Below are 11,719 nucleotides of genomic sequence, written 5' to 3'. Positions count from 1 at the left end.
GCTACGACTTCTTGCGCCGCGCGGTGTCGGCCGCGCCCTTTTCGGTCTTCTTGCCGCTGTGGGTCAGCGCGCCGCCGGCGCTCTCGAGGTGTGCGCGGACGAACCACTGGAACTTTTCCAGGGGCCCGGCCTGACCGATCAGCAGATCCTGCGTGACCTGGTCGAGTTCGTCTGTCTCATCGATGGCTTCGCGGACGTCCTCGATTACGCCGTTGTAGACGAGGTCCAGCGCCGCCAGGTGCGCCTGGACAGTGTCGCGACCGACGGAGTAGTCGTCCCACGACCGGTCCCGAATGATGGCGCCCGGCGTCCCCTCCGGCGACGCGCCAAGGGCCGCTATGCGTTCGGCGACATCGTCGGCAAACCCACGCACCGCTTCGACCTGGGGATCGATCATCTCGTGAACACCAATGAAGTTGGGGCCCACCACATTCCAGTGAATGTGCTTCAACGTCAGGTGCAGATCGTTGTAGGTACTCAATTGCTTCTGCAGCAGTTCGGTCAGCCGCGCGGCTTGCTTGTCGGTCAATCCCGGAATGGTGAACTGCGTCATCGATCGCGCTCCTGAATGTCGTAGCCGTCAATTGACGACCGGGTACCCGAAGGCCCGGCAGGAAAACACGGGCTGGTCAAAGGGCGTGAATTTGCTGGACCGGCAGCCGCGCGCCACGGCGCGGTTCGTAGGCCAGTCCACTGGCATACAGCAAGCAGACCGCCCGGTGGCGGTGGGGCCGCATCGGCTCCAGCAGTTCGAGCATGCCGTCGTCGTCGACGGGGCGGCCCAGCAGCGTCCAGCCGATCATCTTCGGGATGTGGTAATCGCCGACCGATACGGCGTCGGGATCGCCGAAGGCCCGTTGCACGGTCTCGGCAGCCGTCCACTGCCCGACCCCCGGCAGTGACGTCAGCGCTTCGCGTGCCGGCGCCGCCGGCCGCGACGCCAGCCGTTCCAGCGCCGCCGCCCGGCGCGCACACCTGACCACGGTCTGGGCCCGGCGCGGATCGACGTTGGCGCGATGGAATTCCCACGACGGGATGTTTCGCCACACCTCGGCCGACGGCAGCACGCGCATGCCGGCCGGCGCGGGGCCGGGCGCCGGGGTGCCGTACTTGGACACCAGCACCCGCCACGAGGAGAACGCGTCGACGCCGGGCACCCGTTGCTCGATGATCGCCGGGATCAGTGCTTCCAGCACCTGCCCGGTTCGGCCCAGGCGCAGGTGCGGGACGCGCGCCCGCGCCGCGGCCACCGTCGGGTGTGTCGGGACGAAGTCCGAGGCGTCGTCGTCGGCGCCCAGCAATGCGGGCAGCCGCTCGAGGAATTCCTCGGCGCCGCTGCCCCAGGCCTCGCAGTGCGCGGCGTCGGCGGCCGCGCGGCCGATACGCGCGGTGACTGGCCCGCTGGGCAGCAGGCTGGTCCGCCAGATGGTGCCGTCACCCGGCAGCCGAAAGGTCGGGTCGCGGGGCCCCCGGCGCAGCGGCGCCAGGGTGTGCCCGAAGCTGACTGCTCCGGGGAACCTCACCGTACGCGTGCCCGTCACGACGACTCCAGATTTCGGATCTGATTGACCGTCCACTACCTGCCAAGACACTATTGCGATGTGATGACGCCGTTCGATGCTCCCAATGCCGAGCTGGCCTGGATGTTCCTCCAGAGTCTGAGCGAAGGCGGCGACGTCGACGAGGGTTTCGCGTTGCTCAGCGACGACTTCAGCTATTGGAGCCTGTTCACCCGCGAGACCTACGACAAGGAAACCCTGCGCCGCGCGACCGAACGGCGCAAACAATCCGTCGAACTCACCATCGATCTACTGCGCTGCATCAACGAAGGAGAAACCGTCGTCGTCGAGGCGCATGCCACCGGCACCAACTCCAGCGGCGAGCAATACGACACCCCGTTCGTGTGCATCTTCGAGACCAGCGAGGGGCTGATCGTCTCGATGCGCGAGTACAGCGACACCCGCGCGCACGCCAAACTCCTGGGCGAGTGACCTATTCGGCGGTGACGCTGATGTCGGCTTTGGTGGGGTAGAACGCGACGTGCCCGGCGATCTCGGCGACCGCGGGGTACGGCTGCTCGTAGGTCCAGATCACGTCCTCGACGGTGTCACCGGCCGAGGTGGTCACCGCGTAGTAGCTTGCGTCCCCCTTGAACGGGCAGTAGCTGACGGTTTCGGTGCGGGTCAACCGCTCTTGCACCACGTCGTCCAGCGGAATGTATTGCACCCCAGGGATAGTGGCTTCCCGCAGTTCGAGTGCCGCGGTGGTGTCGGCGACCAGCTCGCCGTTGACGCGAACCTGCACGCGTCCCTTCGTCGGGGTGATGGTGATCGGGTGCCCGGCGTTGGGTTCCAGGATTTCCTTGTGGGCCATGCTTGCTCCTCCTCAGACGTACGGGTTCAACACCGCCGGGCGCTCAGGACTTCCCGGCCTTGTTCGCCGGCCCGAATGCGTAGCGATGGTATTGCGACATGTAGCGCAACGCCGGCACCGCCGCCATCGCCCTGCCCATCCAGCGCACATACGGTGCAACCAGCTCGAACGTATCGCTGTCGAAGACCGATTCCCACATCAGCACGCGCAGACCGGGAACGGCGTCGACGATGTCGCCGGGCCCGTCGATACCCCACTGCAGCTTCGAGCCGGAGCGCCGGACCACGGCATTGATCACCTGGGTGCGAATGCCGAACGTGTTGAACGCGTCGAATTGCAATTCGCCCGACCCGAATCGTCCGACGACGCGGCGCAGCAGCGCCAGCCCGTCGTGTTTGGTCAGGTACATGGTCAGGCCCTCGCCACAGAACAGCACCGGATCCTCGGCCGGTATCTCGTCCAGCCAGGACGGATCGGTCACCGAGGCGGCCAGCATCCGGTAGTTGGCCCGCGGCGGGTAGACGCGTTCGCGCAGGCTGATCACGTCGGGATGGTCGACGTCGTACCACCGCACACCCGGGCCCGGATCCAGCCGGTACACCCGGGCGTCCAGGCCACACCCCGCATGCAGCACGCAGGCGCGGTCGTGCACGGCCAGAAACTGGCGGGCCCAGTTGTCGAAGTGCGCGGTGCGAACGGCGACCGACGGAGCCCGTCGCGCGTCGATAGTCGTTGTCGCCCAGTCGTATTCGATGCGGTCCACGGCGGTCTTGGCGTAGCGGTCGTTCAGGATCGAGTTGGGCGCGTCGGCGTCGAGTGCTTTGGCGTACAGCGTCGCCAGCATCGTCTGCGGCGGCCCGTTCAGGTCGACACGTATCCGGTCCACCTGACCGAGCCTATTCGGGTTGGGCCGCCGTTCGGGGGGCGCGCATCGCGGCCCAGAACCGGGCGGCCTCGCGGATCGATTCCTCGACCGGGCGCGGCTGCCAGCCCAACTCCCGCTTCGCCTTGCCGGCGTCCACCGGCGCTTCGGCGCGCATCATCCGCACCGACGCGAGGCTGAGTTGGGCATCGGTGCCGGTGAGCTTGGCTTTCAGCGTGCCGGCCGCGGCCAGTGCGTAGAGCATCGGGACCGAGATCGCGCGTTGCGGGGGCGGGACGCCGGCCTCGTCGGCCGCGATCCGGATCGAGTCGTTGAGCGCCATCATCTTCTCGGAGACCAGGTAGCGCTCGCCGACGCGGCCGTGCTCGGCGGCCAGGATCATGGCCCGCGCGGCGTCGTCGACGCCGACGACCTCCAGCTCAATGCCGTTCATCAGAAACGGCAGCTTGCCGAAGACCGCGCCCGCGATGAAGGCGCCGTGTGGAGTGCCGCCCCAGTCGCCGTCGCCGTAGGTGGTGGACACGCACATCGCGACGGCGGGCAACCCGGCGTCGGCGACGTAGCGCAGCACCAGGTTTTCGGCCTGAACACGCGACTGGACGTAGGGGGTCAGCCCGCGGGAGGCGATCACGTCGTCTTCGGTCGCCACGTGACCGTGCCGGCGGCCCACCGTCGCGTAAGTGCTGGTGAAGATGAACCGGCGCAAGGGTTGGTGGACGGCGACATCGAGAACGTTGCGCACCCCCTCCACGTTGGTGCGAAACAGCGGCGCCGTGTCACGCAGCCAGGCGCGGGTGTCGACGACGCAGTAGTAGACGTCGTCGACACCGTCCATCGCCTCGCGCACGGTGGCGGTGTCGAAGACGTCCCCGTGAAAGCGGGTGACGTCGAGGTCGTCGATGGAGCGGGTATTCGCGCCTTCGCGCACCATCACCCGAACCTGCTCGCCGTCGGCGACCAGCTGGCGGGTCACATGCGAGCCCAGAAAACCGTTGCCGCCGATGACAAGCTTGGGCTTGGCGCTCACTGGGCACCGCCGTACTGCTCCAGGAATCGCGCACCGTCCTCGTCGAGAGTGCCGAGTTCGGCCGCCTTGCGGCACCACTTGAGCGTGGCCTGCACGAAGCGCAGCGGGTTGTAGATGTCTTCCTGCTGACGCCACAGGCCGTCGCCGGCGTAAGTGATGATCGAGATGTTCGTCTCGCCGATGACGGTGCCGTCGCCAGGGTCGCGCATCGGGTTGTCGAGTTGCATGATGACGCGACCGGTGGGCTCGTCGATCACCGACCACAGCGACGGGAACGCGACCATATGGCTGCCCGGAAAACTGCCCATCGTCCGACCGATCCACTCGCGGACCTCGTCGCGGCCGTGCATGGTGCCCGCCGCGTGCTCGATGTACACGACGTCGGGCGTGTAGTGCTGAACCCAGGCGTCCCAGTCGTGCGACTGCGCGGCCGCGTCGACGGTCGCCTCGAATTTCGCGAACGCGTCGGCGAGTTCGCTGCGGGAGAATTGCGGGCTGTTCACGCGAAAACTAGAACACGTTCTACCGTGGTTTGTCGAGAGCTTTGCCGCGCGGGTGTACCCGACGAAGAACATCAGGATAATCGGAAGGAGATTGCGACCATCCTGCCCGAACGAAACGAGGCAATGACATGACCGACACGCAAAAGGCGATTCTCGCCGGGGGCTGCTTCTGGGGTATGCAGGACCTGATCCGCAAGCAGCCCGGTGTGGTCTCCACCCGCGTCGGCTACACCGGCGGGGACGTGCCCAACGCGACCTACCGCGACCACGGCACGCACGCCGAGGCCATCGAGATCGTCTACGACCCGGCCGCCACCGACTACCGCACGCTGCTCGAGTTCTTCTTCCAAATCCACGACCCGACAACGAAAAACCGGCAGGGCAACGATCGCGGTACCAGCTACCGGTCGGCGATCTTCTACATCGACGACGAGCAGAAGCAGATCGCGCTGGACACCATCGCCGACGTCGAGGCCTCGGGCCTATGGCCCGGCAAGGTCGTGACCGAGGTCAGCCCGGCCGGCGACTTCTGGGAGGCCGAGCCCGAGCACCAGGACTACCTGGAGCGCTACCCCAACGGGTACACCTGCCACTACATCCGTCCCGGCTGGAAGTTGCCGCGCCGCGCTTCTGCTTAGCGTCTGCGCAGCAAAACCCGGCCGCCGTGCTTCGGGGTGAAAGCGACCCCGCGGCAGTGCCAGGGCTCGCCGGGCGCGCTGGTGGTCTCAATAGTGAAGTGGCGCAATACCGTTCGAAGCACCACATCCATCTCCATGTTGGCGAATGCCGCCCCGACACACCGCCGGGTTCCCCCGCCGAACGGAATCCAAGACAGCGCTGACGGTTTCGTCGTGATGAAGCGCTGCGGGTCGAAGCGGCCGGGATCGGGGAACACATCCGGATTGTCGTGTATCTGCGCGATGCCGACGATGATCGAATAGCCGCGCGGAATCGTCCAGTCGCCCAGCTGGTAGGTCGCCGGGTAGACGTGCCGGCCGGCGAAGTCGATCACCGTCCTGGCCCGTTGCACCTCCAGGATCGTCGCCTGGCGCAGCTCGCCGCCGCCGTCATCGGCTTCCGCGACCAGGTCTGCGAGTATCTCCGGGTGCCGGCTGATCCGCTCGAATGCCCAGGCCAGGGTCGACGCGGTGGTCTCGTGCCCGGCGGCCAGCAGGGCGAGCAGCTCGTCACCAATGTCCTTGTGCGACATGGTCGAACCATCGTCGTAGGTGCTGCGCAGTAGCAGCGCGAGCACGTCGGTCCGATCGGCGAAGTTCGGGTCCACCCGCTCGGCCGCGATCAGTTTCTCGATGACGTTGTCGTACCGGCGCCGCCACTCGTCCAGCCGGTACCACGGGCTGAACCGGCCGTAGGTCCGCTTGGGCTTCGGCAGCGCGGCCAGCCGCGAGCCCAGGGTGACCCAGGGCGGGATGAGCCGTCGCAGTTCGTCGAGTTCGGCGCCGTCGGCCCCGAAGACCGCGCGCAGGATCGCGTTGAGCGTGATCCGCATCATCGGCGCCAGCGTCGCGAACGGCTCACCCTCCGGCCAATCGGCGCTCTCCCTCAGGGTCTCCTCTTCGATGATGCTCTCGTAGTTCTTCATGCTCTTGCCGTGGAACGGCGGCGCGAGCAGTCGCCGACGGCGGCGGTGGTCGTCGCCCTCGAGTCCGAACACCGAGCCGGGGCCGAACAATCTGCTCAGATTGGGCTGGATGTTGCCGAGTTCGTCCGGGCTGGTGGTGAAGATCTGCTTGGCCAGCTGCGGATCGCTGACCGCAATGACGCGCCCCCACATCGGGAGCGTCAGCGTGAAGACGCTGCCGTAGCGGCGGGACAGTCGCCGCATCATGAACCGCCGTGACATCGCAAAGCCTAAGCCCTGCACCAATTTTGGGAGTGGGGCCGCGGGGGGCAAGCCGACTGCGGAGCCCGGCGGCGCGGCGGTGACTACTTCGCTCATGGCGTTATCGCTCCCAACATCTGCCCCCGGGAGTCCGGGGTTGGTACCGCGGTGTACCACAGACCTTTTCGTGTACGGTACTCTGTAGTACCGAACCTGACAAGTGGTTTGAACATCGAGAGGGCGACCGACTATGCCACCCGCGACGACGGTGATCCAGACCGTTGATGTCGCGGTTGTTCAAGATCCATTTCGGCTCCGGCTGCTTGACGGCCTCGCCACCTCGATCGGCGAGCGCGGCTACCGCGCCAGCACCGTCGCCGACGTCGTGCGCCACGCCCGCACGTCCAAGCGCACGTTCTACGACCAATTCGCCAGCAAGGAAGAGTGCTTCCTCGAACTACTGGCCGCCGACATCGAAAAGCTCGGCGAGAGCATCGCGGCCGCCGTCGATCCCGAGGCCGACTGGCACCGGCAGATCCGTCAGGCCGTCGAGGCCTACGTCGCCTATATCGAAGCGCGGCCGGCCATTACGTTGAGCTGGATCCGAGAGCTGCCCTCGCTGGGAGCCGTCGGCCGTCCGGTGCAGCGCCGCGGTTTGCAGCTGCTGTCCGACCTGCTGATCGACCTCAGCGCCAGCCCCGGGTTCCAGCGCGCCGAACTGCCGCCGCTGACCGGGCCGCTGGCCGTCATCTTGCTGGGCGGGCTGCGCGAACTGACCGCGCTCGCCGTCGAGGACGGGCACGCCGTGCGAGGGATCGTCGAACCGGCCGTCGATGCCTGCATCGCGCTGCTCGGACCTCGGCACTAGCGGCTAGTCTCATCGCATGCGGCTATCCACTCGAAACCAGCTCAAAGGGACCATCACCGAGGTCGACCTCGGGACCGTGATGGCGGTGGTGAAGGTCAAGCTCGACGGCGGCGACCAGATCGTCACCTCCTCGGTCACCAAGGACGCGGCACTCGACCTGGGTCTGGCGGTCGGTCAGCCCGCGACGGTGTTCATCAAGTCCACCGAAGTCACGATCGGCGTCGAGTAGCTCGAGCGCGCTCGGCGTCCCAATACCGCGACACTTAAACCACGCACACGACACGCCGGCCGAAAAACGGCGCGGTGGTTTAAGTTTCGGCGCGCAGGAACGCCCGCAACCGATCCAGCACCAGGTCCGGCCGTTGCGCGACGATCCAGTGGCCGACACCGTCGACCAGCTCGACCTCGTAATCGCTTATGCGGTCGGCATATCCGTCCAAGAGCCGCGGAGTGATCACCGGGTCGTCGGTCCCGCTGAGCCAGCGCACCGGAACGTCGACGCGAGCGTCGTTGTACTCACCGCCCAGCCAGCTGCGCATCTCGGTGGTCTGGAAGGTGCGGTACCACCGCGAGCCGGCCTCGGCGTGGCCGGGCTGGTTCATGCACTCGCTGTACAGCCGGACGCTCTCCTCGGGTAGCGAGAACCCGCCGCCGACCCAGGAACCCAGCATCCGGAGAAACCGCGCGTTGGGGTCGCTGATCACCCGGGGCCCGATGACGGGCAACGACATTGGCACCTGATACCAGAACCGCCACAGGTCGCGGACCGCGCCCAGATCCATCTTCGGCCAGGGCGCCACGGTGTTCAGGCCGAAAAAGCCGGTCACCTTCTCCGGATGGCGCAGCATCATGATGAACGCGGCGGGTCCACCCCAGTCGTGGGCGACAAGCTTCACCTTGTCGACGCCCAACTTGTCCAGCACGCCCGCGAGATCCTCGCCCATCTCGGACTTCAAGTACCGCGACGGGGGCGCCGAACTCCAGCCCGCGCCGCGCAGATCGGGACACAGCACCCGGTAGCCGTCGGCGGCCAGCGGACCGATCAGCTCGTGCCACTCCCACCAGTTCTCCGGGAAGCCGTGTACCAGCATGACGGCCGGACCGCCGGGCGGACCGGCGTCGGCGACGTGGATTGTCACGCCGTCGCCCAGTTCTACGTACCGATGTTCGACCCCATCCAACACGGGCATAGCGACCATGCTGGAAAAGCTAGCGCACCGAGGCTATTTCAGGAACCGATCGACGTAGGGAGCGAACCGGTCGCGCAGCGCGCTCTCGTGCAGCCCGAACATCTCGAACGACGTCTCGACGTTGCCCAATCGGCCGCGCCGATGGCCCGCCAGGTAGTCGGCGATCGGCTTGCGCGCCTCGTCGGTGAACGGTTCCCCGGCCAGGGCGTAGACGCGCTCGGCGACACCGAGTTCGTCGGCCATGAAGTCGTCGAACCGGATGTCGATCGAGCGTTCCGGACCGATCACGTCACGATCGCGCACCAGCGCCGTGAGCATCTGGTCAAGCCGGTCGATCCAGGAGTTCGCGATCTGTTCCACCGGCACCGGCGAGCGGTGCATTCGGGCGGAGTAGGTGATCATCGCGATCATCGACAGCGCCACCGGCACCGGATCGCGGTGGGTGAACACGATGATGCCGTCGCCGAACACCCGATCCAGCACCCGCACCTGCTCGAGATGCTGAGGCGACTTGAGCAGCCAGCGCCGGCCCCCGCGCAGGAACTGCATCGCCTTGAGCTGAGTGGCGAGGTATTCGTAGTGCGGCGTCTGGTCGTGCGCCCGGTAGTAATCGCGCCAGCGCGGCACCTCGGCGAGCGTCTCGAACAGCATCGTCGAAAAGTCGTTGGCCAGCAGCTGGATCTCTTCGTGCACGTGTTCGGTGGTCATCTCGTGCATCAGCGGGAAGTACGGCATCACCATGTTGACCACGCCGACCGCGACCTCCATTCGCCCCCGGCGCGGATCCGGTTCGGCGCCAATCTCATTCGGCAACGGGAACGGTTCGTTGCTTTCCCAGTACGGCATGGTCCGGAAGGTGGGCGGGGCGGCGAGCAGGTTGTGCAGGTGCGTGGTGCCGGTGCGGGGCAGTCCGGCGATCACCACCGGCGAGCGCAGTTCGATGTCGTTGATCTCGGGATGACGACGCAGTAGGTCGGTCAGCAGCAGCCGGTTCTTGAGCAGCTGGAGCAGTTGCCCGTAGAAGTTCACCACTCCGGCGTCGTGCAGCCCGTCGATCTCGCGCAGCGCCGCGAGGTAGACGTCGAGGCGTTCGCGGTAGTCGTCGGGGCCGAAGTCGTGCAGCCCGGTGTCGGCGCTGGCCTTCGCGTGCAGCGCGTCGGCATCCAGCCGGCAGTCCGGGGCCATCATGGCCATCATGTCGAGGATCTGCTGGCCCTCGGCGCTGAATTTGGGCAGTTCAAGGTCGTCAAGGCGAACGGCGTCGGTCACGGCGACTTATGTTACTCTGAGTTTCGTAATGGTAGTGGATTTTGGCCGACCCCGTGACCCGCGTATCGACGGCGCGGTGCTGCGCGCCACCGTCGAGCTGCTCGCCGAGACGGGTTACCCGGGGCTGCTGGTCTCCGCCATCGCCGAACGCGCCGGCACCAGCAAGCCCGCGATCTACCGCCGCTGGCCCAGCAAGGCGCACCTGGTGCACGAGGCGGTGTTTCCGATCGGCGCCGCGACCGATATTCCGGCCACCGGGTCACTACTGCAGGATGTGCGCGAAATGGTGCGGCGCACAATGGCTTTCCTGACCACGCCGGCCGCGAGGGCGGCACTGCCCGGACTGGTCGGCGAGATGGCGTCCGACCCGACCCTGCATTCGGCGCTGCTGGAACGGTTTACCGACATCATCGGCGGCGGCCTGGCCGAGTGGCTCGACGCCGCCGCGGCGCGCGGTGAGGTCCGGTCCGACGTGACCGCCGCCGAACTGGCCGAGGCGATGGCCGGCATCACGCTGGTCGCGCTGCTCACCCGTCCCGACGAACTCGACGACGCCTGGGTGGACCGCACCACCACGTTGCTCCTGAAAGGAATCCTGAAAGGAACTACAGCATGACGCACGAATCTACGACCGCGTGGAAAGAGCTGCTGGCCACCCTCGGCGACCTCGACCGGTCCTTCTTGGAGGGCGACCGGGCGGTGACCGACGACCGCCACGTGGCCGACGGCTACCGGATGCTGGCCACCACCCTGGGCGTCGCCTTCGACACCTACCTGTTCCCCGAGCCCGGTCGCCCGCAGTTCGTGGCGGTCAACACCCCGTTCCGGCGCGATCGCCGCTGGGGCGGCGACAACACCGACGCGTACTACTTCATCTGCCCGGTCGATGAGAAGCGGCGGTATCGCATCAGCGGCAACAAGGGTGACAGCGTGTACTTCTCGGTGACCGCCTACAACGAACCGTCGCCGGGCGCGTGGTCGGATCGGATCGTCGCGATCGTCCGCGACACCGATCTCGACATCGACGCCGACGGTAACTTCTCCTTCGACTTCCCGGCCACCCCCGACGCCGTGGTGCTGATGACCCGCGATTACCAGGCGCACCCGCTGACCGGTCGCCCGGTGACCTGGCAGATCGAGGCACTCGACGATCCGGAACCGATCCGGCACGGCGACGCCGAGACCGCGGCCAGCCTGCGGGCCGCCGCCGCCTGGATGCGCACCATGTTCGCCATCGTCCCGTTGGCCGTGGGGACGCGGGTCGACGACCAACACGGGCTGGGTCACGAAACCGCCCACGCGGCAAACCAATTCGCCGACCCCTATCAGGTGCCCGACGCCAACTTCGGCTGGTCGGCGCGCGACGCGTGCTATGCCTACGGCAGTTTCGTGCTGGACGACGACGAGGCGCTGGTCATCACGCATCGGCCGCCGTCGTGCCGGTTCTGGAACCTGGTGGTGTGGAACCAGTTCATGGCCAGCTACGGCGACGAGGGTGCCCGGTCTTCGGTCAACAACCACAGCGCGGCGCTCAACAGCGACGGCTCGGTGACGATCGTGTTGTCCAGCGGGACGACGACGCATCCGAATTCATTGACGACGCTGGGCTATCCGCTCGGCAATCTGGCGTTCCGGTGGTTCCTGTCCGACGGCGTGCCGGAGCGGCCCGAGGTGCAACTCGTCAAGGCCGCCGACGCCCCGACTGCCACCACCTAACCCGTCGAGTGTGGGCCCTAGGTACTGCGAAGAGCATGAATTCGTCC

Annotated in this window: 15 protein-coding genes; 6 read left to right on the top strand and 9 right to left on the bottom strand. The window is 66.9% G+C overall.

Annotated features, from left to right (window positions below):
- Position 1: 1 nt before the first annotated feature.
- Positions 2-553, bottom strand: a complete 552-nt coding sequence (locus BN973_RS03530; RefSeq protein WP_036465943.1) for a Dps family protein — start codon at positions 551-553, stop codon at positions 2-4.
- A gap of 76 nt (positions 554-629) precedes the next feature.
- Positions 630-1,541: a DNA-3-methyladenine glycosylase family protein gene (locus BN973_RS03525; protein ID WP_036465942.1), complete on the bottom strand. Its 912-nt coding sequence runs from the start codon at positions 1,539-1,541 to the stop codon at positions 630-632.
- Between the two features lie 60 nt (positions 1,542-1,601).
- On the opposite strand from BN973_RS03525, the gene BN973_RS03520 reads away from it, so the two are divergent.
- The gene (locus tag BN973_RS03520; protein ID WP_036465941.1) at positions 1,602-1,991 is read left to right on the top strand and encodes a nuclear transport factor 2 family protein; all 390 of its coding nucleotides are present in this window, start codon (positions 1,602-1,604) and stop codon (positions 1,989-1,991) included.
- A gap of 1 nt (position 1,992) precedes the next feature.
- Here the strand turns inward: BN973_RS03520 and BN973_RS03515 are convergent, their stop codons facing one another.
- Genes BN973_RS03515 through BN973_RS03500 form a run of 4 tightly spaced genes read right to left on the bottom strand, consistent with a single transcriptional unit; the run spans position 1,993 to position 4,786 of the window.
- Entirely contained in the window at positions 1,993-2,373 is a 381-nt protein-coding gene (locus tag BN973_RS03515; RefSeq protein ID WP_036465940.1) for a DUF427 domain-containing protein, read from the bottom strand.
- 43 nt (positions 2,374-2,416) lie between these two features.
- Positions 2,417-3,250, bottom strand: coding sequence for a class I SAM-dependent methyltransferase (locus BN973_RS03510; RefSeq protein ID WP_036471995.1), 834 nt, complete (start codon positions 3,248-3,250; stop codon positions 2,417-2,419).
- Between the two features lie 19 nt (positions 3,251-3,269).
- The gene (locus BN973_RS03505) at positions 3,270-4,283 is read right to left on the bottom strand and encodes an NAD-dependent epimerase/dehydratase family protein (RefSeq protein ID WP_036465938.1); all 1,014 of its coding nucleotides are present in this window, start codon (positions 4,281-4,283) and stop codon (positions 3,270-3,272) included.
- Entirely contained in the window at positions 4,280-4,786 is a 507-nt protein-coding gene (locus BN973_RS03500) for a nuclear transport factor 2 family protein (RefSeq protein ID WP_036465936.1), read from the bottom strand. The genes BN973_RS03505 and BN973_RS03500 overlap by 4 nt, the downstream gene beginning before the upstream one ends.
- A 128-nt stretch (positions 4,787-4,914) precedes the next feature.
- On the opposite strand from BN973_RS03500, the gene msrA reads away from it, so the two are divergent.
- On the top strand, positions 4,915-5,424 hold the full coding sequence (gene msrA / locus BN973_RS03495; protein WP_036465933.1) for a peptide-methionine (S)-S-oxide reductase MsrA: 510 nt from the start codon (positions 4,915-4,917) through the stop codon (positions 5,422-5,424).
- Here the strand turns inward: msrA and BN973_RS03490 are convergent.
- On the bottom strand, positions 5,421-6,746 hold the full coding sequence (locus tag BN973_RS03490) for a cytochrome P450 (protein ID WP_036465932.1): 1,326 nt from the start codon (positions 6,744-6,746) through the stop codon (positions 5,421-5,423). The genes msrA and BN973_RS03490 overlap by 4 nt on opposite strands.
- Positions 6,747-6,879: 133 nt before the next feature.
- Between BN973_RS03490 and BN973_RS03485 the strand changes: the two genes are divergently transcribed.
- Both BN973_RS03485 and BN973_RS03480 read left to right on the top strand, forming a co-directional pair.
- Complete coding sequence (locus BN973_RS03485; RefSeq protein ID WP_036465931.1) at positions 6,880-7,497, top strand: TetR/AcrR family transcriptional regulator; 618 nt, start codon at positions 6,880-6,882, stop codon at positions 7,495-7,497.
- A gap of 16 nt (positions 7,498-7,513) precedes the next feature.
- Positions 7,514-7,726 (top strand): TOBE domain-containing protein, encoded by a 213-nt coding sequence (locus BN973_RS03480; protein ID WP_036465929.1) that lies wholly within the window; start codon positions 7,514-7,516, stop codon positions 7,724-7,726.
- Positions 7,727-7,805: 79 nt separating this feature from the next.
- On the opposite strand, the gene BN973_RS03475 is transcribed toward BN973_RS03480, so the two are convergent.
- Both BN973_RS03475 and BN973_RS03470 read right to left on the bottom strand, forming a co-directional pair.
- Positions 7,806-8,696, bottom strand: coding sequence for an alpha/beta fold hydrolase (locus BN973_RS03475; protein ID WP_036465927.1), 891 nt, complete (start codon positions 8,694-8,696; stop codon positions 7,806-7,808).
- 24 nt (positions 8,697-8,720) lie between these two features.
- Complete coding sequence (locus tag BN973_RS03470; protein ID WP_036465926.1) at positions 8,721-9,956, bottom strand: sulfotransferase family protein; 1,236 nt, start codon at positions 9,954-9,956, stop codon at positions 8,721-8,723.
- A gap of 28 nt (positions 9,957-9,984) precedes the next feature.
- Between BN973_RS03470 and BN973_RS03465 the strand changes: the two genes are divergently transcribed.
- Positions 9,985-10,572, top strand: coding sequence for a TetR/AcrR family transcriptional regulator (locus BN973_RS03465; protein WP_036465925.1), 588 nt, complete (start codon positions 9,985-9,987; stop codon positions 10,570-10,572).
- Positions 10,569-11,672, top strand: coding sequence for a DUF1214 domain-containing protein (locus BN973_RS03460; RefSeq protein WP_036465924.1), 1,104 nt, complete (start codon positions 10,569-10,571; stop codon positions 11,670-11,672). The genes BN973_RS03465 and BN973_RS03460 overlap by 4 nt, the downstream gene beginning before the upstream one ends.
- Positions 11,673-11,719: the final 47 nt, after the last annotated feature.

The sequence above is a fragment of the Mycobacterium triplex genome (genome assembly GCF_000689255.1).
In the GTDB taxonomy this organism is placed as follows: Bacteria; Actinomycetota; Actinomycetes; order Mycobacteriales; family Mycobacteriaceae; genus Mycobacterium; species Mycobacterium triplex.
The sequence above is the reverse complement of the archived record's forward strand: the minus strand, read 5'-3'. Positions and strand labels throughout refer to the sequence as shown.